Source organism: Thermostichus sp. MS-CIW-25 (genome assembly GCF_054060015.1).
In genome coordinates this window covers 25,557-46,701 of the sequence record NZ_JBSSCS010000025.1, presented here as the reverse complement: position 1 = coordinate 46,701, position 21,145 = coordinate 25,557, and the positions used below count along the sequence as shown (strand labels likewise).

Sequence of the window (21,145 nt, the reverse complement as noted above, 5' to 3'; positions counted from 1 at the left end):
AAGGCATCCATTGTCGCATCCAACTTTGCGGCTTGCGACTGGGACACCTTGAGCTTGCAGGAGACGGTCAGGACTTGGGTCATGGTTCTATCATACATAACTTCCGCATTCCTCCCGACACTGACCCTACGGGTACAGTGCGGGGCTCCTGCGATTTCTAGCTGAAGATATCCCTTCAATTCTAGTCAGTTGGGGATGGGATCCCGTTGAGCTGCCAAGAGAAGGGCATTGACAATGGCAGCAGCAACTGGGGATCCGCCTTTGCGGCCCTCCACGCGAATCTGGGGAACATCCGTTTGCGCCAACGCCTGCTTGGCCTCTTCCACCGCCACAAATCCCACCGGCACTCCGATCACCAAGGCCGGCTTGACCCGCTGCGCCCGAATCTCCTCCACCAAAGCCAGCAGTGCAGTGGGGGCATTGCCGATGACAAACAGGGCTTCCGGATGGCGGCGTGCTAAGTTCACCATCCCATTAGCGGCACGGGTTTGGCCGGGCCAACGAGGCTCCTCCACCCAGTCCAAAGCGCAATGGAGCGGGATCCCTTGGGCTTTCAGACCTGACTGGATCCCAGCTGCCACCATCCTGACATCGACAATGACAGGCTGCTTTTGCCGTAGGGCTGCCAGGGCGTGTTCAACGGCGTTGGGGCCGAAGAAAAAGCGATCCCGCAGCTCAAAGTCGGCAGTGGCATGAATGGCACGGCGCACCACCTCATAAGGGATCCCTTGCCAGGGGTGGGGGCCGATCTCCTGATCGATCTGGCGAAAGCTGGCAGCGGTAATCGGGTCTATCCCGAAGGCTTCATCCATTGGGTCTGGGGTTATGGACACAGTCATGCTGGCATGTCCTGGAAGATATAGAAGAACCGGTGGCAAAGTACGTCCTATTAAATGATGAGCCGAGGAAACCACTAAGATTGGTCTAGCCTAAATTGGAGATGAGCCTATTGTTGTCACCCACTCCTCCCTTGCACAGACTCAACTCCCATCCTTCCCCTTCTGCTCGGGTCAGCGCCAATTCCGTCGGCAATCCCGGTTTCTCCTCTGTTGATGCGCCCTCCCCTTCCCCAACGGGCAGCGACAGGGATCCCTTGTCGGCTTTGCCTCGCTACGGCTACTCCCAAACCTGGCATTGGCGGGGCTGGCCCATCCATTTCACCTACACCCCTAGTCGCGCCCAAACCCTTGCCGGTGTCGTCAACTTGACGGCAGCTCCGGCCCTTTTAATCCATGGATTTGGAGCGTCAGTGGGTCATTGGCGCCACAACATTCTCCCTCTGGGATCCCAGCGCTCCGTCTATGCCCTCGACCTGCTGGGATTTGGCAAGAGTGCCAAGCCGGAGATCGCCTACAGCGTTGATCTGTGGGTGGAGCAGGTGTACGAGTTTTGGCAAACTCACATTCAGCAGCCCAGCATCCTGGTAGGCCATTCCATCGGGGGCTTGGTGGGGGTAATTGCCGCCGCCCGCTATCCCCAGATGGTGAAGGGCCTGTGCTTGATTAGCTGCGCCGATGGGCCCCATCCGGAAGAATTGCCCTCTCCCTGGGATGCTCTGGTGCGAGCCCTATGCGAAGGGATTCTGTCGTTGCTGGGGTGCCCCCTCACTTATCCCCACCTCTTCAACTGGCTGCGACAAACCGAGGTGCTACGAGCTTGGATCAAGAATGTCTACAAGCGGGATGAGCAGGTGGATGACGAGCTGGTGCAGATCTTCCAGAGGCCGGCCTTTGAGCCAGGGGCAGCCCACGTGTTTTTGGACGGTCTGAGGGCCATTCTCTGCCGCCGCTTCGACAGCCCCAAACGCCTGCTGCCCACCCTAAAAATGCCTATCTTGCTACTTTGGGGCCGAGAAGATCCGGCAGTGCCCAGTTTTTTGGCAGACCAATTTAAGCGCTGGCAACCTGCCCTCGCCTTGGTGAAGCTGCCGGGAGTAGGCCACTGTGCCCACGACGAGTTGCCCCACTGGGTCAACACCCTCATCGGGGAATGGGCGGCCAGTCTGGAGACCTGCCCTGACTTGCCCACCCACCTTCGGCGGGATCCCCGAGTCGGCTAGCTCAGCAAGTGATCTGAGCTATTCCCGGCAAGGTGCCACAAGTGAGGGCTATCGGCACAGGGCCCCCCCAGCTTGGAACACCCCCAAGCCAAATCCCAGCCTGCTGCCGGGAAAAGGGATCCCGCTCAGAGATCAGGGGGCAGCTTGAGGATCTGATGCTGGCGCATCCCCTGCCAGCGGCGAATGAGATCGCCATCAATACCGAACTGATCCAACGCCTTCACCACCACAAAATCCACCAAATCTAGGATGGTACGCGGCTGGTGGTACCAAGCTGGAATGGCCGGAACAATGCGCGCCCCCGCTTCTGCCAGAGTGGTCAAGTTGCGCAGGTGGATCAGGCTAAAGGGGGTTTCCCGCGGCACCACCACCAAGCGTCGTCCCTCCTTGAGCTGCACATCGGCAGCCCGCTCCAGCAGATCCGAACTCAAGCCGGCAGCCAACTTGGCAACTGTACCCATGCTGCATGGGATCACCAACATCCCCTGCGTGCGATAGGAGCCACTGGCAATGGTTGCCCCCACATCCTGCCAGCGATGACAAACCAGGGATCCACCGCTGCTCTCGGCTTGTTGTCGCCAAAAGTGGGCCTGCTTGCGGGGGTCTGTCGGCAGCAGCACCCCGTGTTCTCCCTGCCACACCTGATAGGCCGCTTTGGAGACCACCACTTCGACACAGTAGTCCAGGCTGAGCAGAACATGCAGAGCACGCACAGCATAGAGCATCCCTGAAGCGCCAGATACGCCAAGGATGATAGGCAGAGAGGATGTCAAGGGCCGCCGGGGAACGTCTTCTGCTCAAGTCTAGCGAGGGGAGCTGTCCCTCGCCTGCTCAGGGGATCCCTAACCCACTGCTCCCAAAGACTTGCACAACGCGGGATAAAAATGCTCCTGGCACAGGTTGAAGGCAGCGCTCAAGTCGCAGTCTGGCTCTTTGCTGTTAGGTTTGCAGATTTTGTCGCCCGTTGCGGATCACCCGCAAGGATTCCAACAACCGCAACTCCAGGTCTTGCAAAACCTGATCCACGTAACGGTGGGCCTCCCGCTGCAGGCGCTCCGATTCCTGAAGCGTCTGTCGCCGCACTTCCTCACTCTGTTGATAGGTTTGTTGCAACAACTGCTCCGCTTGAGCTTGGGCCTGTCGCAGAATGGTCGATTCGTTGAGGAGCTGCTCGGCCCTGCGCTGGGCCGTGGCCACAATTTCTTGGGCGTAGCGATTGGCCTCCGCCAAGATCCGATCCCGCTGGCGCAGCAATTCTTCCGCTTCCTCCAGGGCTGTCGGCAGGTTCAGGCGGATAAAGTCTAACTGCTCCAGAATCTTTTCTTCTTCAATGAGGGTGCGAGACCAGAACAGACGAGGGCTGCTGAGAATGGCTGCCTCCAGTTGATCTAGGGCCTCCTGGACGCGCATCAGCGCCAGGGTCTGATCCCCAAACGGTACGCCGGCACGATTGGAAGCATCAGAGGGCAATTCTCGCATCAGTCCAGAAGAAAGTGGCCGCGCCAAGCAAACGGGCAAAGCAGGCAAGATAACGCCTACCATATCAGGTTCTCGGTTTCCTGAATCTGCGCAGTCTCCCCTTCGCTCCAACCCCTCTTTGGTCAAGGAGATGTTCTTTCTGATACTCAAATATGGCAGATTTTCCCCCTTGCAGAGGCTATGAGCCAAGCGGCAGAGGCCGGCGCCGGTCAGTTGGTGCCACAGCCGTTGTTTTATCCATTGGAGCTGAAGTTGCCCGGCTGCAAAAAGAGCGCCAACGGAAGTTCGTTTTTTGAGTTGCTGCCAATTCCCTGAAGATGGCCAAGCTCCGGGTGGTTGACAGCAACCTGTGGCACACTGAGGAGAAAGGAGTTAGAGCCCGAGCTGCTCATGCCACAACCGCAGCCCCCCCGCAGACTGGAAGACCAATTTGTGGAGAATGTCTCCCGTTACCCCACCTACTTTATTACCGTTTTGCTGGGGGGGATCTGGGCCGGCCTCCAGCCTTTTGTTAGCCTGTATCGCAAAAGTCCAACAGCGGCGGCCATGGTGACGCTGGGATCCCTGCTGTTGCTGCTGTTTGTTTATTTCACCCTGCGAGCCATGACAGGGAATACCTTTTTGCCAGAATGGCTGCTGGGTTAGCCGTACAGTGGACGCCGGAAGCAGAGGCACGCCTCAAGGAGATTCCTTTTTTCGCCCCGCCGCCCGCAAGAAAAGCGAAAAGCTCGCCCGGAAATTGGGGATCCAGCAGATACGGTGGACACCTCTGAGCAGGCCACGCAACAATTGGGCTCTTGAGGGATCCCGGCTGCAAGTCGTAGCGAGGGGATTGGATTTGCCGCTAGCTTGGTAGAGGTGTTCTCCTCTGTTCCCTCGTTTATTTTTGCAACTCATGGCAGATTGGATCCTGTTGGCGCTGGTGGGTTCTGCAACCTACCTGCTGCTGCAAAAAAGTGTGGCCCGCCTCTCAAAGGTGCCGTGGCGGATCCTGTGGCTGGTGATGATGCTGCCCCCTTTGGTTTGGGTGCTGGGGCGTCAGGTGTTCCAGTACGAGGTGCCCCCCTTGCTGATGCTGCTGCTGTTTCTCACCTCTTACTTTACCAGCATGACCTTGGTGAGACGAGGGGGCATTCGACCCCCAACCGTAGACCCTCGGCCCGAAGTGGAAAACGCATCCCCAGAAGCGGATCCCTCGCCGGCTGCAGAACCTGAGCCGGAGGAAGAGGAAGAAGACAGCGCCGCAGATCCGGTCTCGGTGGCTCTTGCCCACACCCCCATCTCCGAAGTGCCGCGGGAAAAGCTGAGCCACTGCTTCCCCTGGAGCGTCTTTTATTTGCAAAACGTGGAGTACCGTCCCCAGGCGATCATCTGCCGGGGCAACTTGCGGGCGGATCCCAGTGAAGCCTATGAGCGGGTGCAGCAGAATGTGGAAACCACCTTCGGCAAACGCTTTTTGGTGGTGCTGCAGGAGGGGTTTGCCGGCAAGCCCTTTTTTGCCCTGGTGCCCAACCCGGCGGCGCGGCGCTCCCCGGCGGACAGTCGAGAGTTCCCGCTGCTGGCTCTGGGGTTATTGCTGTTCACCTTCTGGACCACCCTCAGTGCTGGGGCCCAAGCGGCTGGGGTCAGCCCTGACCGGCTACTGCATTTGCCCTCTCTGATGCAAGGGTTGCCTTATGCTCTAGGGATCCTTGCCATTTTGGGATCCCATGAGTGGACTCGCTACTGGGTGGCCCGCCGCCACCACATCAAAACCTCGCTGCCCTATTTCATTCCGGTGCCTTTTGTTCTGGGAACCTTTGGGGCGTTTATCCAGTTGAAAGAGCCGGTGCCCAACCGCAAGGTGTTGTTTGATATCGCCGTCGCCGGGCCGCTGGCAGGGAGCCTTGTTGCTTTGGGCATGTTGTTGCTGGGGCTGGTGTTTTCGGCGCCTGTAGATCCTCCCGCGGTGCCGGAGGGGCAGCCGACCCCGATTAGTTTTCATCGCCTTGACCCGCGCCTATCGGTGCTGCTGGCAATTCTGGCCCGCATGGTGCTGGGGGATCAGTTGCAGCCGGGGCAGGTGATCGATCTGCACCCGCTGGCCTTTGCCGGCTGGCTGGGGCTGGTGGTGATCGCGTTTAACCTGATGCCGGTGGGCCAACTGGATGGGGGGCACATTGTCCACGCGGTGTATGGACAGCAGATGGGAGCGAATGTGGGCCGGGTAGCCCGCTGGTTGGTGCTGCTGCTGGCTTTGACGGTGCAGCCTTGGCTGTTGCTCTGGGCGCTGCTGCTGTTTGTGATTTCCAGTGCCGACGAGCCGGCCCTCAACGATGTGACGGAACTGGACGAGGCCCGGGATCTGCTGGGGCTGGGGATGCTCACGCTGCTGGTGCTGATCCTGCTGCCGGTGCCGCCGTTTTTGCAAAATGGGCTGGGCTTGGCCTAGATCCGGGGTAGGATCCAAACCGCCCCTGACCTCGTTCTTCTCTCATGGAACGCAGCTTAATCGTTCAAAAGTACGGCGGTACCTCTGTCGGCTCTGTCGAGCGTATCCAAGCCGTGGCCCAACGGGTGGCCCACACGGTGGAGCGGGGACATCGGGTGGTGGTGGTGGTCTCGGCGATGGGGGATGAAACCGATCGCCTTGTGGATCTGGGGGAACAGATATTGCAGGGATCCCCGACCACGCCGGCTCAGTTGCGGGAATGGGATATGCTCCTTTCCACCGGTGAGCAGGTGAGCATTGCCCTGGTGGCTTTGGCGCTGCAACGCCTGGGGTGTCCTGCCCTTTCCATGACGGCAGCCCAGGTGGGCATTGTCACCACTCGGGATCACAGCCGGGCCCGCATTTTGCACATCCACACCGACCGCCTGTGGCAGCACCTGGAGCGGGAAGAGGTGGTGGTGGTGGCCGGGTTTCAGGGCATCACCAGCCTGGCGGAGCTGGAGATCACCACCCTGGGTCGGGGGGGATCCGACACCACGGCGGTGGCCTTGGCAGTGGCTTTGGGAGCAGAGCTGTGTGAGATCTACACCGATGTGCCGGGGATCTTCACCACGGATCCGCGTAAGGTGCCTGAGGCCAGGCTGTTGCCGGAGATCACCAGTGATGAAATGTTGGAGCTGGCCAGCTTGGGGGCCCAGGTGCTGCATCCCCGCTCGGTGGAAATTGCCCGCAACTACGGTGTGAAGCTGCGGGTGCGCTCCAGCTTGGAGCCGTTGCAGGCGGGATGCGAGGGCACTCTCATTCTTTCTCCTCCCCCCCGTCCTCGTGCTGCCGACAGCAGTATCGAGCTGGGCCTGGCGGTGGATACGGTGGAGCTGGATCGGGATCAGGCCAAGTTGGTGTTGGTGGGGGTGCCGGATCGCCCTGGCATTGCCGCCCAGCTCTTTCAGGGGATCGCGGCGGCAGGGGTGAATGTGGATTTGATTTTGCAGTCGCTCCAGTTCACAGCCGCTCACGCCAGCGGGACGGACTCCTTGCCGCAGGGATCCGTGCCCCAGCCCACCAATGACATTGCCTTTACGGTCAGTCGGTCGCAGGTGACCGAGGCTGCAGCCGTTGCCCGGCGAATTGGCCAAGAGCTGCAGTGTGCAGCGGTGATTGTGGATGAGGCGGTGGCCAAAGTCAGCATTGCCGGGGTGGGGATGATGGGCCGACCTGGGATCGCGGCGCAAATGTTCCAGGTGCTGGCCGAGGCCGGGATCAATTTGCAGATGATCTCCATGTCCGAGATCAAGGTGAGCTGTGTGGTGGCTGCGGAGCGGGCCGGGGATGCCGCCTTGGCTCTGGGAGAATCGTTCCAGGTGATCCCCCACTTGCATCGGGCAAAGATGCCGGCTGCCCCTCAAGACAGCCACCCGGTACGCGGTGTTGCCTTGGATTTGAAGCAATCGCGGCTGGGCCTTCGCAAAGTGCCGGATCGTCCGGGAACTGCCGCCCATTTGTTTGGGCGCTTGGCGGCTGCCGGGATCATCGTGGACACCATCATCCAGAGCCAGCGGGGCTACCACAACGGGATCCCCAGCACCGACATTGCCTTCACCGTGCCTCAGGATCAAGCGATGGCTGCTGAGGCGGTCTGTCGGCAGGTGGCCGAAGAACTCCAGGCGGCAGGCGTTGACGCAGATCACGACATTGCCAAGGTCAGCATTGTCGGCGCTGAGATGGAAACCTATCCCGGCGTCGCTGCCCGTCTGTTTGCAGCTCTGGCCGAGGCGGGAATCAACATCGAGATGATCGCCACCTCGGAGATCAAGGTGAGCTGTGTAGTGCGCCGGGATCGAGGGATCCCGGCCTTGCAAGCTATTCACCGCGCTTTCCGGCTGGACTGCCCCTAGCCTGCCTCAGGGTCTGGCCGCCAGCAGCAGGGGGAAATGGTGGGCGTTGGGGGCGTGCATCACCTGGATCCCCAGATTGGCGCGGTTGAGGAGATCGGCGTAGGTGGGAATGAACCGGCCCTGGCTGTCCAGGATGGACTGGTTGAAGTTCAAGCCGTTCAAGTTAAAGGCCATTATGCCGATACCTATTGCCGCCGCCCAAATCCCCACTGTGGGCAGGGCCGCCATCCAGAAGTGGACGGAACGGCTGTTTCTCAGGCCCAGGCTGGGGAACCCCAGCCGCCCCAAGAACGCGTAGTGCCCGGCCAGGAAGTTGTAGGTGACTTCCTCCTGCCCGAAGCGGTAGCCGGCATTTTGTGACTCTTCTTCCGAGGTCTCGCGGATTAGGCTGGAGATCACCAGGGAGCCGTGCAGGGAGGCCAGCAGAGCGCCGCCAAAGACGCCGGCCACCCCCAGCCAGCTAGCAGGGTGCATGAGGATGTTGTGCTCCGCCTGGAAAGCCAGCATGAAGTAGAAGGTGCCGGCGATCCCCAGGGGCAAGCCCTCCGAGAAACTGCCCTGGCCGATGGGGTAGACCAAGAGCACCGCCGTAGCCGCCGCCGCCGGAGCGGAAAACGCCACCGCAATCCAGGGACGCATGCCCAAGCGATAGCTCAGCTCCCATTGCCGGCCCAGATAGCACCACACCCCAATCAAAAAATGGAGCACGATCAGTTGGTAGGGGCCGCCGTTGTAGAGCCATTCATCCAAAGAAGCGGCTTCCCAAATGGGATAAAAGTGCAGGCCAATGGCCGCTGAGGTGGGCACCACCGCCGCCGAGATGAGATTGTTCCCCCCTATCAAAGAGCCGATCACCGGCTCGCGGATCCCATCCACATCCACCGGCGGAGCAGCAACAAAAGCGATTACAAAACAAAAGGCAGCCGCCAACAGCGTCGGGATCATCAACACGCCAAACCAGCCGATGTACAGCCGGTTTTCGGTGCTGGTTATCCATTGACAAAAGCCATTCCAACTCCAGAGCTGCCGTACAGCCGAGGAGCGGCGAATTACCGTACTCATAGGCCAACTCCTAAAGAGACAAAACCATTCTTTGCTTTGTCGGCTTCCTTGAACGGGGCAAAACTCTTCCCGCGCCGACCGCCAAAAGCGTCTCCTTCTTTCAGGCTAGACAGTTTTAGGGACGCCGACAGGGATCCCTAACTTTCGCAACGGGACTGTGAAAAAAATGGATTTGTCGATACAAATCAGCACCGATATGTTGCAATTTGGAGGTCTTTGAGAGCTTCCCGGCGAAGGTCGGTCACTGGCAGTTGATGGCAGCCAAGCTTGAGCAGACGTTTCTTAAGGATAGGTTTAGGAAAGAGGTGCCGTCCGGGACCTGCTTTTTTTCCTCCAGAATCCTAGACAGAGAAAAAATCCTGCAAGCACTTCACCTGCAGGGATCCCGACTGCAAAGCACGGATGGCAGCCGCGGTGGCTTTGGCCCCTGCCAAGGTGGTCACCAGAGGGATCTTGTAAGCCAGGGCAGTGCGGCGGATCTTTTGGCCATCTTGCTGCGCCTCGACACCGGAAGGAGTGTTGATAATGAGCTGAATCTGATGGTTTTTGATGGCGTCGATGACGTGGGGCCGCCCCTCGTGCAGCTTGAGGACTTTATCCACCGGGATCCCGTGCTCGGCCAAAACCTTTTGGGTTCCTTCGGTGGCCAATAGGCGAAAGCCCAGCTCCACAAACTCGCGGGCTACCGGGATGACCGCCTGTTTATCCCGGTCGCTGACGCTGATGAACACCGTCCCCTGAAGAGGCAGATTCTGCCCCGCCGCCAGTTGCGCTTTGGCGTAAGCGCGGCCAAAGTCCGTGTCAATGCCCATCACCTCGCCGGTGGAGCGCATCTCCGGCCCCAGCAGCGTGTCGGTGCCGGGAAACTTGTGGAAGGGCAAAACCGCTTCCTTGACGGCAATGTGAGAGGGGATCACCTCCTGGGTAAAGCCCAGCTCGGCTAGGGTTTTGCCGCTCATCACTTGAGCGGCGTAGTCTGCCAGCGGATGGCCGATGGCCTTGCTAACAAAGGGGACGGTGCGAGAGGCGCGCGGGTTGGCCTCCAGGATATAGACCTGGCCTTTTTGGACAGCGTATTGCACGTTGATCAGCCCCACCACCTTCAGGGCTTGGGCCAACTTCACCGTCCATTGGCGAATCACCTGCAGCACCTCGGGGCTGAGGGTGCGGCTGGGCAATACACAGGCCGAATCGCCCGAGTGGATCCCGGCCTGCTCGATGTGCTCCAGAATGCCGCCGATGGTTACGGCGCCGGTGCGGTCGGCAATGGCATCCACATCCACCTCCACCGCCTCTTCCAGAAACTGATCCACCAGCACCGGACGATCCGGATCCACCGCCACCGCCAGTTGCATGTAGCGCTGCAAGTCTTGGTCGGAATAGACGATCTCCATAGCCCGTCCCCCCAAGACGTAGCTGGGCCGCACCACCACCGGATAGCCGATGCGGCGGGCAATTTCCAAGCTTTCTTCCACGCTGCGGGCAATGCCGTTGGCCGGTTGGCGAATATCCAACTCCCGCAAGATGCGCTCGAAGCGCCCCCGATCCTCAGCAATGTCGATGGAGTCGGGGGAAGTTCCCCAGATGGGAGCCTGGGCTGCCGCCAGCCCCTGCGCCAGCTTGAGCGGGGTTTGGCCGCCAAATTGCACGATCAGGCCGACCGGCTGTTCCGCATCCACCAAGTTCATCACCTCTTCATGGGTGAGAGGCTCGAAATAGAGGCGATCGGCGGTGTCGTAGTCGGTGGAAACGGTTTCCGGGTTGGAGTTGACCATGATCGCTTCGTAACCCAGGCGGCTGAGGGCAAAGGCAGCATGACAACAGCAGTAGTCGAATTCGATCCCCTGGCCGATGCGGTTGGGGCCACCTCCCAAGATCATCACCTTCTCTTTGCGGGCCGGGAAAATCTCCGACTCGCTCTCGTAGGTAGAGTACTGGTAGGGGGTAGCAGCCTCAAATTCGGCGGCGCAGGTATCTACAGTTTTGTAGGTGGGGATCACCCCCAGGCTTTTGCGGCAGGCCCGCACCTGATGTTCCGTGGATCCAGTGAGGTGGGCAATTTGTCGGTCGCTGAAGCCCATTTGCTTGAGATGCCGCAGATCCTCAGCACTCAGGGATCCCAGCTCCCGCCCCTTGAGGGCCTGCTCCACCTCCACCAACTCCTGCAGCTTGTCGATAAACCAGGGATCGATGTGGGTGAGCTGGGCAATTTCCTGGGCAGAAAAGCCCATGAGCAGAGCGGTGCGGATGGTGAGCAAGCGGAAGGGGTTGGGGGTGCGCAGGTTGGCCCGCACTTCCTCTGGCTTGGGGAAAACCTCCGGCCTATCGCTGCCAAAGCCGGGACGGTCGATTTCCAGGGAACGCAATGCCTTCTGGATGGATTCTTGAAAAGTGCGGCCAATGGCCATCGCCTCCCCCACCGATTTCATCTGGGTGGTGAGAACCGGCTCTGCGCCGGGAAACTTTTCAAAGGCAAAGCGGGGGATCTTGGTGACCACATAGTCGATGGTGGGCTCGAAGCTGGCCGGGGTTTTGCGGGTGATGTCGTTGGGGATCTCCGGCAGCGTGTAGCCCACTGCCAGTTTGGCGGCAATTTTGGCGATGGGAAAGCCGGTGGCCTTGCTGGCCAAAGCAGAAGAGCGGGAGACCCGCGGGTTCATCTCGATCACCCGCACCTCACCGTTGGCAGGGTTGACGGCAAATTGCACGTTGGATCCCCCCGTTTCCACCCCAATTTCCCGCATGATGGCGATGGCGTAGTCCCGCAGCCGCTGGTATTCTTTGTCGGTGAGGGTTTGGGCTGGGGCCACGGTGATGGAGTCGCCAGTGTGCACCCCCATTGGGTCGATGTTTTCTATGGAGCAGATGATCACCACGTTATCCGCCAGATCCCGCATCACCTCCAGCTCAAACTCCTTCCAGCCGATGACCGATTCTTCCACCAAGATTTGGGAAACGGGGCTGGCCTCCAAGCCGGCAGCGCAGATCTCTTCAAACTCCTCCTGGTTGTAAGCCACCCCACCACCGGTGCCCCCCAGGGTATAGGCCGGGCGGATGATGAGGGGATAGCCGATCTCCTGGGCAATCTGCTTGGCTTCTTCCAGGGTGTGGGCCAGGCCAGAGCGGGGCACGGCCAAGCCAATCCGCTGCATGGCTTGCTTGAAGAGATCCCGGTCTTCGGCTTTTTCAATGGCCTCCCGCTTGGCCCCAATCAACTCCACCCCGTACTGCTCCAGGATCCCTTGCTGGGCCAGTTGCACCGCCACGTTGAGGGCCGTCTGGCCGCCCATGGTGGGCAGCAAAGCATCAGGGCGTTCCCGCTCGATAATTTTGGCCACAAAGTCCGCCGTCACCGGCTCGATGTAGGTGCGCTCCGCCATACTGGGATCCGTCATGATGGTGGCGGGGTTAGAGTTGACCAAGACGACCTCATAGCCTTCTTCCCGCAGGGCTTTGCAGGCTTGGGTGCCCGAGTAGTCGAACTCACAGGCTTGGCCAATGACGATCGGCCCCGCTCCAATGAGCAAGATTTTGTGGATATCGGTGCGGCGCGGCATAGGGATCCCAGAGGTGGCAGGGTCAGCCTTCTATTGTAGAGGTCACCTGCAGGTCAAGTTGCTCATCGGGATCCCTCTTTTTTGAGTGTTGCGCTTTCAAAGGCTATGCACAGCAGGCAGAGCTTGGATCCCTGGCAGGCAGGAGTTCTCTGGGGCAACCCGCAAAAGGGCAGCTTCTTCATCAGTATCAATAGACGGGAAAACTTGAACTTTAGATGATATCAATGCTATCGTCGCAGCAAAGCCGCCCAGGGATCTGCCGATCGAGGAAACGCTCTATGGCCACGTTAATTGTTCGCAATGTTGACGAAGCCATTGTCAAAGCTCTCAAACAAAGGGCTAGTCGTCACGGCGTTAGTGCAGAGGCCGAACACCGCAAAATCCTAGAGCAAGTCTTACTCCAGCCTGCGAAACAGTCCTTTGCCGAAGTGCTCAGATCGATACCTAACGTTGGCAACGATTCAGACTTTGAGCGGGTGCAAGATAACACTGCCCATGACGTATTTGCTTGACACTAACGTCATCAGTGAGCTGCGCAAACACAGTCAAGCCAACTCCGGGGTTCAAGAATTTCTTCAAACTGCCATTGAGCAAGAGGCCCGCATCTACATCAGCGTGATCACGCTGGGCGAACTCCGCCGAGGCGTTGAACTCATGCGCCATCGCGGCGATCATCTGCAAGCCAACCTTCTGGAGAGGTGGCTGCAAACGGTTGTCGATGACTATGCCGATCACATTCTTGATTTCACAATTACCGAAGCCCAGGTATGGGGAAGCCTGTGCATACCTCACTCTCAAAATGCGATTGACAAACAACTGGCTGCTACAGCCTTGGTTTACGGACTTACCCTGGTTACTCGCAATGTCCGTGATTTTGCCGGGACAGGGGTACCTCTCAGTGACATCCTCCCGACGCTGACCCTACGGGTACAGTGCGGGCTTCCTAACCTCGCGGTTAGGCATTCCTGCCCCACGCCACTTATCTAGGTCATAGACCCCCGACAGACCGACTTGGCAGGCGGTTTCCGTTCCCCAGAGTCCCTGGGTACTATACTGCATTGTTGCACAGGCCATGGCTGATGGTAAATACTTGTCTTATCCCATCGAGAGAATCGACAAGTGCGGGGAGTCCATGTATCCCGACGCTGATGCTTTGCATACAGCGCGGGACTTATAGCTCCCCGCGCCCCTCCTTTGTTAACCCATTTAGACCCTCATAACAAGCCGCGGTAGCGAATAAAGATCAAAACTGCCGCCCAGGATCCCAGCGCCACCTTGATGGCTACCAAAATGTTAAGAATCGGGATCCAGCCGCCGCTAAACAGATCCCCCAACTCCCCTCTAGGCAATTCCCAGCCGGCCAGAGCCATCACAGCCACCCCGATAAACGCCACCACCGACAGCTTCTCCCACATCGCAGCCCGCCACCGTTTGTAGATGGCCTCCATCCAGGCGGAAGAGGCGGTGATCGCCACCAAGCCAATGGCTGTCCCCCCCGCCACCCCGGCAGCAAAGCCCCCGCCCGGCGTCAGGTGCCCTCGAATGGCAAGCTCCACCGCGATCAAAGCCGAAATGGTGGCCCCCACTCGCGCCAACACAATCGAGGGAATATCGGTAAATTGAGCTACATTGGCCGTCGGCTGCTCATCCGCCAGCAGATATTGGGCGCCCAAAATTGCCGTGGAAAACACCACCACTTCAAAGACCGTATCGTAGAGGCGGTTGCGCAGAATGAGACCCGTCACCGTGTTGGGCACACCGCTTTCGCTGGCCAGAATCTCCACTGCCTCGACTAAAGCTACGCCCGCTGCGCGATTGGGGGAAACGGATCCCGCCTCGCCCACAATGAGCTGTAGGGCTGCCAGCAGCACCGCTATCCCGTACACCCACTTCATGTCGCCATCACCTCAGCGGCCAGAGCTTGCTGCGCCAAAATGGCCTGCAGGCGGGGTACGCGTGTAACCAGGCGATACTCTGCTGCTTCTCCACCGGGCTCAAGGGCAATGGTGTGTACCTCTCGGCTGCGAAGAGCAGCCACCAACGCCTCCGAACTCCCATAGGCGGCCAACTCCAAGCGCATGTGATACCGCTGTAGCCCTTGGCGCATCTGCTGTAACAACTGCCGTGCTGCTGAGGTACTGGCCTCCAGCACAGGGCTGCCTTCGAGAACGCCCAGGCGCATGCTCAGCGAAGAGCGCACCGCAATGGCGTAGAGGGTAATGGAAAGCATAGTGCCCACCAGCGCCTCGGTCAGGGCCACATCCGCCGCCCCAAACAGCGCATAGATCAGGGCGGCAATCGTCCCCAGGATCCCTCGCATTACCAAGGCGTGGTAGGGATTGGTCTGAGTCACCACCAAGCTTGCCGTCAGGGGCAGGAGTAACGCCATCACCAGCAACAGGGTCTCTTCCATCCTGCCCTCCTATAGGGACTTGCGCTGCGAGCAAAACGCCAGCACATAGCCCAGAATGGTGTTCCAAATAGCCAGGGAGATCAGTGCCAACACCAACAGGGGCCATTCCCGTGGGATCCGCAACAGCAGCCCCAGCATGATGCTCATCGAGCCCAGGGTGTCCGACACCGAAAGGCCGTGCAGCTTAAATAAAATCGAGCGATCCCCAAGGAGCGGCGCCGTTCCCCACAACCAAAACAGCACACCAATCCCAAACAACAGATAGCTCAGACCTTCCACCCAGACTTCCATACCTACCCCCAGGGCCTTTCTAAAGCATTTCCAGCCGTTTCAGTACATGAGCCAAGAGCATTAAGGCCGCATTGCCCACCGACAAAATCAAAACCCCCACAATCCCGATCATCCAATCATCCCGCACCACCGACACCACCAAAATCAGGATGGCCGTCTTTGTGGCCAAGCTGGCAAAGGCGAGCATCGTCTGCCAAATATCTTCCTTCAGCCAAGCGGCATACAGGGGCAAGCACAGCGTTAGGGTCAGGAGAAACAGCAGTAGGTTCACACGTCCTCCCGCGGCTTGAGCACATGGACTTCATAAGTGCCTTGGGCATTGCAATTGAGCACGATGGTTTTGGGCGTGAAGGTAATTAAAAAGATATCCAGAAACACCAGCCCTGCTGAACGGTTGGGCAGGGTTTGTTTGTATACAACTTCCTCAACAGTGTGGGGTTTGAGGATCATCTCGAAGGCTTCCCAGTAGGCTCTTGGGATGGCGAGAAGAATTTCCTGGAGCACCCGCCCCCAATCCCGCCATTGCACCGGTGCAGAAGCCTGGCGCGGCAGCAGCAGTGTTGCCGCTACCCCAATGGCCACATTGTCCCAGCTCAGATTGCCCGTCAGCAAAAACCAAATCAAGAGCCGCAGGCCGATTTCCAATAGACCCAGCTTAGGGTAGCGCTCCATGACTGACCTCACCAAACAGAACCCAAACCAGCACCAACACCACGCTCAGGCCACCCACCACGGCCTCCAGCCCCTCGTTCACCGACCCTTTCTTCAAAGGGATCCGCTCCCAAAACCAGCCCAGCGGGATCCCAACGCCTAGGCTCAGCAGGGCTTTGAGAAGATTGTCAGCGCCAAAGGCCGCCGGCAGCCAGCCCCAGAGCAAGCCCCCACCCCAGAGCACCAGTGCCACTTTATCTTGCCAAGGAGTTGCAGAGGTGGTTGCCCCCTTCATTGGAGAAACAGGTGCCCGCAGCACTCGCACGCCTAAACACGTGGTGCCGACGGTAACCCCCACCAGCAGCCACTCGTGCCAGGGATCCAGAGCAGACAAGCTGAGGGCCTTGGCCGCATACCCCAAACTGCCGGGTACCCCTGCCAGGGAAGCCGTCCCCAAGAGCAGCATCGGCCAACGCCAGGGATGGGTCACGCTTGTTCCAACAAACAGCAAGGGCTTTGCCAACCCATGGGCAAGACCGTACAAACCTGCCCACTGAGGGGCAGCAATCACAAATCCCATCTGCGATACCGAGCTCCAGGCGAGAAGGTGCTGGGGCGTGCTCGCCATCAGGGCCAGTAGGATCCCGAAAACGGCTGAACCAGCGCTCAAGTAGGGCAACCCCTGGGCCAAGACCGGCGAAGCCTCGCTGCAGCGCACCAAAGCCATGGCTCCTGCTTTGGTCGTAAAACCGCTGAGCACCGCCGCAACAACGGGATCCGCGGTAACGTAGGTGAGGGGCAGCCACAGGCCGGCAACGAAGATCGCCCCCTTGGCCAAAAGACCCACAGCAATCAGCGCCAAGGCCGTGGGGTCGGCCATAGCCAAACTGCTCATCGCCAGGGATCCCGTGCGCACATAGACCAGGATTGCGCCCATCAGGTAGAAGAGCATGGCCACATTGCTCATGAAAAGGTAGCGCAGCCCCACCCAGAGCTGGCGATCGCGGTGCGGAGCATTTTCTTCCACTGTGGGTTGGCCCTCAGCCCGCCGCCCATAGGTCAGCAGCAAAAACACGCCGATGCTGAGCACCTCCAGGGAAACGTAGACGCTGATCAGGTCGGCACTGATGACGACAGCATTGGCGCTACCGTGGACGATCAGCAACTGCATGGCCAGAAAGCGGCTGCCCGCAAAGCGTCTATCCAAATACAGGGCCACTCCTAGCGTGACCAGGCCGTGGGCCAAGAGCATCGCTGCTCCATTGGCATCGATCCGCAGCGTCACCCCGAAGTGATCCAAAAGCTGCAGCTCCAAGGGCGCAGCGGTTGTGCCGGGCAAGCCCCCCTGCTGCACCGCATAGGCCACCGTCAGCGCGGCCATCCCCACCAAGCTGGGACGGGTCAGGGCCGGCATCAAGTAGGTTGTGAAGGCCAGCAGAAAGGGCAATGCCACCCACACCAGCGTCAGCTCAGTCATCGGTAGAAGTGCTCTGCGCCCCTGACGCGACTGCCTGTTCGATGCTCTCGACTTCGAGGGTGGGATGATTGCGGGACAGCTTCATCACCCCCACCAACATCAAGGCTTGTACCGATAGGCCAATGACGATGGCCGTGAGGATGATCCCCTGAGGCACCGGGTCGGCATAGTCCAGCTCGCGCCAGGGTTTGTAGATGGGGGTGAACACACCGCTCCGGGCTGCCCAGATCACGAAGAAGGCGATGACCCCGGTGCTCATGACATCCATAGATAGGATCTTCATAATGAGGTTGCGCTTGACCACGACTCCCCAGAAGCCAAGGAAGATCGTGAGGATGACGGCGGCACTTAACATGGACACCTCGCTTGCTGCGCTCGAGCTATCTGGTCGCTCAGTCGTTCTAAGGCTACGCCCGCTACGCGACCAGTATCCAGCTTCCGCAGTCACAGCAGCCAGATAGCCTATGGCCGGTTGCAACGCTGCCGGGATCCCCATCTCCCCAACAAGGCCGGGATCCCGAAGTAGAAAGAGTTGCAGACTCCGAATGGGCAACTTGCTGCGACTTCTTGCCAGCTCTGGGGCTTGGTGGGATCCTGGTCATACACTTCTCATGCCAAGGTCGGAATTGATGGCCGCTGTTCGCAGTTTAAGTTGTTTTTAATAGCCTTGGCGGAACCGACTTCTGGATGCTGAAGATAAGGTGTTGGAGAAGGGGGTTGTAAAAGCCGTGATGCTGCCGGTGGCCGAAGCAGAAGCCCTGATTTTGCAGGCGGTTCAGCCGCTGGGCACAGAGTGGGTGGAGCTGGGATCCGCCCAAGGCCGCGTTCTCAGCCAAACTTTGTATAGCCCCCAAGATTTTCCGGCCCGGCCCACCTCCAGCATGGATGGCTATGCCGTGCGCCATGAAGATGTGCAAGCGGGGATCCCTTGTGAGCTACAGGTGATCGAGACTCTCCCCGCCGGGAAGGCACCCACCCGAGATCTCCAGCCCGGACAAGCGGTGCGTCTCTACACCGGCTCTATCTTGCCCGGCGGTGCGGACACCGTGGTGATGCAGGAAGACACGCAGCAACCTTCGCCGGGAACCGTCCGCCTCTTGCAGCGTCCGCAACGGGGCCAATTTGTCCGGCCCCAAGGAGACTTTGCCCGGCAGGGGGATCCCGTTCTGTTGACAGGGCAGGCTTTGGGTGGAGCGGAGCTGGCCGTTTTGGCTGCCATCCGACAGGCGATGGTGCCGGTGTTTCGTCAGCCTCGGGTGGCCCTGTTCTCGACAGGGGATGAGTTGGTGCCCATCCAGCAGGTGCCGGAGCCGGGGCAGGTTGTGGATTCCAACCAGTACGGCTTAGCGGCTCTGGTCAAGGCAGCGGGTGGGATCCCGATCCAGTTAGGCATCGTGCCGGATCGGCCCCAGGTGTTGCGGCAGGTCGTCCAGCAGGCCCTGGCCTCTGCCGATGGGGTGATCTCTTCTGGAGGGGTATCGGTGGGGGATTTTGACCTGGTGGAAAAGGTGCTGGAGGAGTTGGGAGGCGAGATTTTCATCCGCAGTGTGGCCATCAAGCCGGGCAAACCCCTGACGGTGGCTCGTTTTCCCAATCCCCACGGCCCCCCCAAGCTCTACTTTGGCCTGCCGGGCAACCCTGCCTCTGCCCTGGTGACCTTCTGGCGCTTTTTGCACCCGGCTCTGCGAAAAATGGGCGGATCCCTGCCCCCCTACTGGCAGATCCTCTCCGCCTTCAGCCCGGTGGATCTGCATGCCGACGGTCAGCGGGAACACTACCTCTGGGGACGGCTGCAGGTCAAGCCCGAAGGGATCCAATTTCAGCCCGCCGCCAACCTCAATTCCGGCAATCTCATCAGTCTGGCCAGCTGCAATGCCTTGGCTGTGCTGCCAGTAGGGACAACCCAGATCCCTGCTGGTTCGCCCGTTCAGGTGCTGCAACTGCCCTGAAGATCCCTAGCCCTTCTTTCGCTGCTGCCGGAATAACCGTCATAGTCGTTTCAGTTTAGGATGAGATACCCGAGTTACTGGTCGCGCCAGCGGGACGGAGTCCTTGAAAAGCCTTCTGGCCCAGTGCATTCAATGTTTTAGGGTTTTAGGCATAGGTGCAGTATCCTGGCTTGGATCGAAATGACCATAATTTGCGTTAGAACTGTACTACGGTGGGCTATCATAGAGCCGAGACTGTCCTTTGAGGTTGAGTTCCCTCAGGACTCTGTTCCACCAACGCGAACAGCGATCTTCAACCATGCCCACTCCCGCTAACTCTCCTCCTCTTCAAAGCGACGAGGTTCTCAACCCTGAGGACTCCGTTCCGGCGGCGGCCCGTGAGCCTTTTTTGGGGCTGTTGCGAGACCTGGCGCGGGCCTACCAAGCCTTTGAAAATTATGCCGGGGTTCATATTCGGCAAATGGGGCTGACCGCCCCCCAATTTGATGTGTTGGTGACCCTCGGCAATACCCCTGGGATGACCATGAATGTCCTGGCCCAAAAAACGCTGGTGACCAAAGGGACACTGACCGGCATTGTGGATCGCCTGGAACAAAAAGGGCTGGTGCGCCGGGAAGTGCCCCCGGAAAACCGACGCTGCTTTAAGGTCGTGCTGACAGAGGCGGGGGAAAAACTGTTTGAGGAAATTTTCCCGGCCCACATCGCCTACTTGAAAGAGCGTTTCCAAAAGCTGGATCCCTCGGAAATGGCGCAGATCCAGGCTTGCCTTAAAAAACTGCAGGCTATTTTCTAGCGCTTTCAGATTCCCCTCTCCGATCCGGCTGATCAGCGACCCCCAAGCCGCAGTGCCGGAAGCAACCTCTAGCCCGGTTCAAACGGCTGCCCCAGAGCTGCCGGCGGAGTGGCCTTCACCGCCTGCTGGATCCAGCGCCGCAGCCGAGGTGGGATCCCGCGCAAGCCGTACTCCCACCATTCCCCAGAAGTGAGCACCAACACCAAAATCATCAACACAAAGGGAGCCACCGTAAAAACTTGGGTGGGCACGGCGCGGATGGTAGTCTGGGCAACTCCGGCAAAGGACTGCAAAATGCCGAACAGGTAGGCCCCCAGGGCTACCCGCAAGGGGTTCCAGCCGCCGAAGATGACGATGGCCAAAGCAATCCAGCCATACCCTGCTGTATGTCGGTGGCTCCAGCCGGCCTTGAAATCCAGAGAAAAAGCAGCTCCCGCCAAGCCCAATAGGGATCCCCCCACAAGGGTATAGACATAGCGCCAGAAAATGACATCGGTGCCCCGGGCAAAGGCTGCTGCCGGCTGTTCTCCCATGGCCCGCAACATCAGGCCAGGCCGAGTGCGATAAAAAAAGAACCAAGTTCCCCCGATGAGCGCGTAGCTGGCGTACAGCAACAGATCCCCTCGGAACAGGAGCGGCCCCAGCAGTGGCACCTCTCTCAAGAAGGGGATCGGCAGGCTGGGCACCGTTGGCCCTGGGATCCGCACGAACGGATTGCCCAAAAAGGAAGACAAATCCGCCCCCAACAGGGCCAAGACAAAACCAATGGCAATTTGGGATCCCTTCAGGGTCAGCGAGCCGAAGGCCACAATCCCAGCAAACAGCACTCCCACCGCGGCGGCAGCCAAAAAGCCCAACGCCAGACTTCCCGTCAGCTTGGCCACGGCGAACCCAACCATGGCGGCCAGCATGATCGTCCCCTCTGCGGAGAGATTGATCACCCCCGCCCGCTCGGTAATGGTTTCCCCTATGCAGGCAAAGACCAACGGTGTGGCGGTGGCAATGGCAGTAGAGAGAATGGCGACCAGTTGAGCAGCGTTCATGATGGGCCTGTCGAGAACTCGGGTTGGGTTGATGCATTTGCAGTT

21 protein-coding genes are annotated in these 21,145 nt (G+C 59.4%); 8 read left to right on the top strand and 13 right to left on the bottom strand.

Features of this window, described 5'->3' with window-relative positions; translation table 11 throughout:
- Positions 1 to 185: 185 nt before the first annotated feature.
- Positions 186 to 839, bottom strand: coding sequence for a cobalt-precorrin-8X methylmutase (locus ACVWZ1_RS09945; protein ID WP_457466901.1), 654 nt, complete (start codon positions 837 to 839; stop codon positions 186 to 188).
- 101 nt (positions 840 to 940) lie between these two features.
- Here ACVWZ1_RS09945 and ACVWZ1_RS09940 point away from each other — a divergent pair, with 101 nt between their 5' ends.
- Entirely contained in the window at positions 941 to 2,059 is a 1,119-nt protein-coding gene (locus tag ACVWZ1_RS09940; RefSeq protein ID WP_457466900.1) for an alpha/beta fold hydrolase, read from the top strand.
- 125 nt (positions 2,060 to 2,184) lie between these two features.
- Here ACVWZ1_RS09940 and ACVWZ1_RS09935 read toward each other — a convergent pair whose 3' ends face one another.
- Together ACVWZ1_RS09935 and ACVWZ1_RS09930 are read right to left on the bottom strand one after the other, a co-directional pair.
- Positions 2,185 to 2,832, bottom strand: a complete 648-nt coding sequence (locus tag ACVWZ1_RS09935; RefSeq protein WP_414356563.1) for a flavin prenyltransferase UbiX — start codon at positions 2,830 to 2,832, stop codon at positions 2,185 to 2,187.
- A gap of 166 nt (positions 2,833 to 2,998) precedes the next feature.
- On the bottom strand, positions 2,999 to 3,601 hold the full coding sequence (locus tag ACVWZ1_RS09930) for an ATP synthase subunit B family protein (protein WP_414375148.1): 603 nt from the start codon (positions 3,599 to 3,601) through the stop codon (positions 2,999 to 3,001).
- A 327-nt stretch (positions 3,602 to 3,928) separates the two neighbouring features.
- On the opposite strand from ACVWZ1_RS09930, the gene ACVWZ1_RS09925 reads away from it, so the two are divergent.
- The 3 genes from ACVWZ1_RS09925 (at position 3,929) to ACVWZ1_RS09915 (ending at position 7,864) form a co-directional block, all read left to right on the top strand.
- Positions 3,929 to 4,183, top strand: coding sequence for a DUF751 family protein (locus ACVWZ1_RS09925; RefSeq protein WP_457466899.1), 255 nt, complete (start codon positions 3,929 to 3,931; stop codon positions 4,181 to 4,183).
- Between the two features lie 250 nt (positions 4,184 to 4,433).
- Positions 4,434 to 5,969 carry a site-2 protease family protein gene (locus tag ACVWZ1_RS09920; RefSeq protein ID WP_457466898.1) on the top strand — a complete coding sequence of 512 codons (1,536 nt, stop codon included), beginning with the start codon at positions 4,434 to 4,436 and terminating at the stop codon, positions 5,967 to 5,969.
- Positions 5,970 to 6,013: 44 nt separating this feature from the next.
- Entirely contained in the window at positions 6,014 to 7,864 is a 1,851-nt protein-coding gene (locus ACVWZ1_RS09915; protein ID WP_457503280.1) for an aspartate kinase, read from the top strand.
- Between the two features lie 6 nt (positions 7,865 to 7,870).
- Here ACVWZ1_RS09915 and psbA read toward each other — a convergent pair whose 3' ends face one another.
- Both psbA and carB read right to left on the bottom strand, forming a co-directional pair.
- Positions 7,871 to 8,926, bottom strand: coding sequence for a photosystem II q(b) protein (gene psbA / locus ACVWZ1_RS09910; protein ID WP_457503279.1), 1,056 nt, complete (start codon positions 8,924 to 8,926; stop codon positions 7,871 to 7,873).
- A 341-nt stretch (positions 8,927 to 9,267) separates the two neighbouring features.
- Entirely contained in the window at positions 9,268 to 12,483 is a 3,216-nt protein-coding gene (gene carB, locus ACVWZ1_RS09905) for a carbamoyl-phosphate synthase large subunit (RefSeq protein WP_457503278.1), read from the bottom strand.
- Positions 12,484 to 12,761: 278 nt separating this feature from the next.
- On the opposite strand from carB, the gene ACVWZ1_RS09900 reads away from it, so the two are divergent.
- Together ACVWZ1_RS09900 and ACVWZ1_RS09895 are read left to right on the top strand one after the other, a co-directional pair.
- Positions 12,762 to 12,995 (top strand): FitA-like ribbon-helix-helix domain-containing protein, encoded by a 234-nt coding sequence (locus ACVWZ1_RS09900; protein ID WP_071818136.1) that lies wholly within the window; start codon positions 12,762 to 12,764, stop codon positions 12,993 to 12,995.
- Positions 12,967 to 13,470, top strand: coding sequence for a PIN domain-containing protein (locus tag ACVWZ1_RS09895; RefSeq protein ID WP_457503281.1), 504 nt, complete (start codon positions 12,967 to 12,969; stop codon positions 13,468 to 13,470). Before ACVWZ1_RS09900 ends, ACVWZ1_RS09895 begins: the two co-directional genes overlap by 29 nt.
- Before the next feature lie 227 nt (positions 13,471 to 13,697).
- On the opposite strand, the gene ACVWZ1_RS09890 is transcribed toward ACVWZ1_RS09895, so the two are convergent.
- Genes ACVWZ1_RS09890 through ACVWZ1_RS09860 form a run of 7 tightly spaced genes read right to left on the bottom strand, consistent with a single transcriptional unit; the run spans position 13,698 to position 17,670 of the window.
- Entirely contained in the window at positions 13,698 to 14,378 is a 681-nt protein-coding gene (locus tag ACVWZ1_RS09890) for a Na(+)/H(+) antiporter subunit B (protein WP_457393234.1), read from the bottom strand.
- A complete protein-coding gene (locus tag ACVWZ1_RS09885; RefSeq protein ID WP_414357736.1) occupies positions 14,375 to 14,896 on the bottom strand; it encodes a DUF4040 domain-containing protein in 522 nt (173 codons plus the stop codon). The genes ACVWZ1_RS09890 and ACVWZ1_RS09885 overlap by 4 nt, the downstream gene beginning before the upstream one ends.
- A 9-nt stretch (positions 14,897 to 14,905) precedes the next feature.
- Entirely contained in the window at positions 14,906 to 15,187 is a 282-nt protein-coding gene (locus ACVWZ1_RS09880) for a monovalent cation/H(+) antiporter subunit G (protein WP_011431879.1), read from the bottom strand.
- 19 nt (positions 15,188 to 15,206) lie between these two features.
- Positions 15,207 to 15,458, bottom strand: a complete 252-nt coding sequence (locus ACVWZ1_RS09875; protein WP_011431878.1) for a hypothetical protein — start codon at positions 15,456 to 15,458, stop codon at positions 15,207 to 15,209.
- Positions 15,455 to 15,859 (bottom strand): cation:proton antiporter, encoded by a 405-nt coding sequence (locus ACVWZ1_RS09870; RefSeq protein WP_414357737.1) that lies wholly within the window; start codon positions 15,857 to 15,859, stop codon positions 15,455 to 15,457. The genes ACVWZ1_RS09875 and ACVWZ1_RS09870 overlap by 4 nt, the downstream gene beginning before the upstream one ends.
- The gene (locus ACVWZ1_RS09865; protein ID WP_414357738.1) at positions 15,843 to 17,315 is read right to left on the bottom strand and encodes a cation:proton antiporter; all 1,473 of its coding nucleotides are present in this window, start codon (positions 17,313 to 17,315) and stop codon (positions 15,843 to 15,845) included. The genes ACVWZ1_RS09870 and ACVWZ1_RS09865 overlap by 17 nt, the downstream gene beginning before the upstream one ends.
- Positions 17,308 to 17,670: a cation:proton antiporter subunit C gene (locus ACVWZ1_RS09860; RefSeq protein WP_414357739.1), complete on the bottom strand. Its 363-nt coding sequence runs from the start codon at positions 17,668 to 17,670 to the stop codon at positions 17,308 to 17,310. The genes ACVWZ1_RS09865 and ACVWZ1_RS09860 overlap by 8 nt, the downstream gene beginning before the upstream one ends.
- A 346-nt stretch (positions 17,671 to 18,016) precedes the next feature.
- On the opposite strand from ACVWZ1_RS09860, the gene ACVWZ1_RS09855 reads away from it, so the two are divergent.
- A complete protein-coding gene (locus tag ACVWZ1_RS09855) occupies positions 18,017 to 19,264 on the top strand; it encodes a molybdopterin molybdotransferase MoeA (RefSeq protein WP_457503277.1) in 1,248 nt (415 codons plus the stop codon).
- 298 nt (positions 19,265 to 19,562) lie between these two features.
- Entirely contained in the window at positions 19,563 to 20,057 is a 495-nt protein-coding gene (locus ACVWZ1_RS09850) for a MarR family winged helix-turn-helix transcriptional regulator (protein ID WP_414355800.1), read from the top strand.
- Positions 20,058 to 20,125: 68 nt separating this feature from the next.
- On the opposite strand, the gene ACVWZ1_RS09845 is transcribed toward ACVWZ1_RS09850, so the two are convergent.
- The gene (locus ACVWZ1_RS09845) at positions 20,126 to 21,100 is read right to left on the bottom strand and encodes an ABC transporter permease (protein ID WP_414355801.1); all 975 of its coding nucleotides are present in this window, start codon (positions 21,098 to 21,100) and stop codon (positions 20,126 to 20,128) included.
- Positions 21,101 to 21,145 lie beyond the last annotated feature (45 nt).

What these genes read in the sequence shown, in the direction of transcription:
- ACVWZ1_RS09945 (WP_457466901.1), bottom strand. Translation starts at nt 839, where the DNA reads ATGACTGTGTCCATAACCCCAGACCCAATGGATGAAGCCTTCGGGATA.
- ACVWZ1_RS09940 (WP_457466900.1), top strand. Translation starts at nt 941, where the DNA reads ATGAGCCTATTGTTGTCACCCACTCCTCCCTTGCACAGACTCAACTCC.
- ACVWZ1_RS09930 (WP_414375148.1), bottom strand. Translation starts at nt 3,601, where the DNA reads ATGGTAGGCGTTATCTTGCCTGCTTTGCCCGTTTGCTTGGCGCGGCCA.
- ACVWZ1_RS09925 (WP_457466899.1), top strand. Translation starts at nt 3,929, where the DNA reads ATGCCACAACCGCAGCCCCCCCGCAGACTGGAAGACCAATTTGTGGAG.
- ACVWZ1_RS09920 (WP_457466898.1), top strand. Translation starts at nt 4,434, where the DNA reads ATGGCAGATTGGATCCTGTTGGCGCTGGTGGGTTCTGCAACCTACCTG.
- ACVWZ1_RS09915 (WP_457503280.1), top strand. Translation starts at nt 6,014, where the DNA reads ATGGAACGCAGCTTAATCGTTCAAAAGTACGGCGGTACCTCTGTCGGC.
- psbA (WP_457503279.1), bottom strand. Translation starts at nt 8,926, where the DNA reads ATGAGTACGGTAATTCGCCGCTCCTCGGCTGTACGGCAGCTCTGGAGT.
- carB (WP_457503278.1), bottom strand. Translation starts at nt 12,483, where the DNA reads ATGCCGCGCCGCACCGATATCCACAAAATCTTGCTCATTGGAGCGGGG.
- ACVWZ1_RS09900 (WP_071818136.1), top strand. Translation starts at nt 12,762, where the DNA reads ATGGCCACGTTAATTGTTCGCAATGTTGACGAAGCCATTGTCAAAGCT.
- ACVWZ1_RS09890 (WP_457393234.1), bottom strand. Translation starts at nt 14,378, where the DNA reads ATGAAGTGGGTGTACGGGATAGCGGTGCTGCTGGCAGCCCTACAGCTC.
- ACVWZ1_RS09885 (WP_414357736.1), bottom strand. Translation starts at nt 14,896, where the DNA reads ATGGAAGAGACCCTGTTGCTGGTGATGGCGTTACTCCTGCCCCTGACG.
- ACVWZ1_RS09880 (WP_011431879.1), bottom strand. Translation starts at nt 15,187, where the DNA reads ATGGAAGTCTGGGTGGAAGGTCTGAGCTATCTGTTGTTTGGGATTGGT.
- ACVWZ1_RS09870 (WP_414357737.1), bottom strand. Translation starts at nt 15,859, where the DNA reads ATGGAGCGCTACCCTAAGCTGGGTCTATTGGAAATCGGCCTGCGGCTC.
- ACVWZ1_RS09865 (WP_414357738.1), bottom strand. Translation starts at nt 17,315, where the DNA reads ATGACTGAGCTGACGCTGGTGTGGGTGGCATTGCCCTTTCTGCTGGCC.
- ACVWZ1_RS09860 (WP_414357739.1), bottom strand. Translation starts at nt 17,670, where the DNA reads ATGTTAAGTGCCGCCGTCATCCTCACGATCTTCCTTGGCTTCTGGGGA.
- ACVWZ1_RS09850 (WP_414355800.1), top strand. Translation starts at nt 19,563, where the DNA reads ATGCCCACTCCCGCTAACTCTCCTCCTCTTCAAAGCGACGAGGTTCTC.
- ACVWZ1_RS09845 (WP_414355801.1), bottom strand. Translation starts at nt 21,100, where the DNA reads ATGAACGCTGCTCAACTGGTCGCCATTCTCTCTACTGCCATTGCCACC.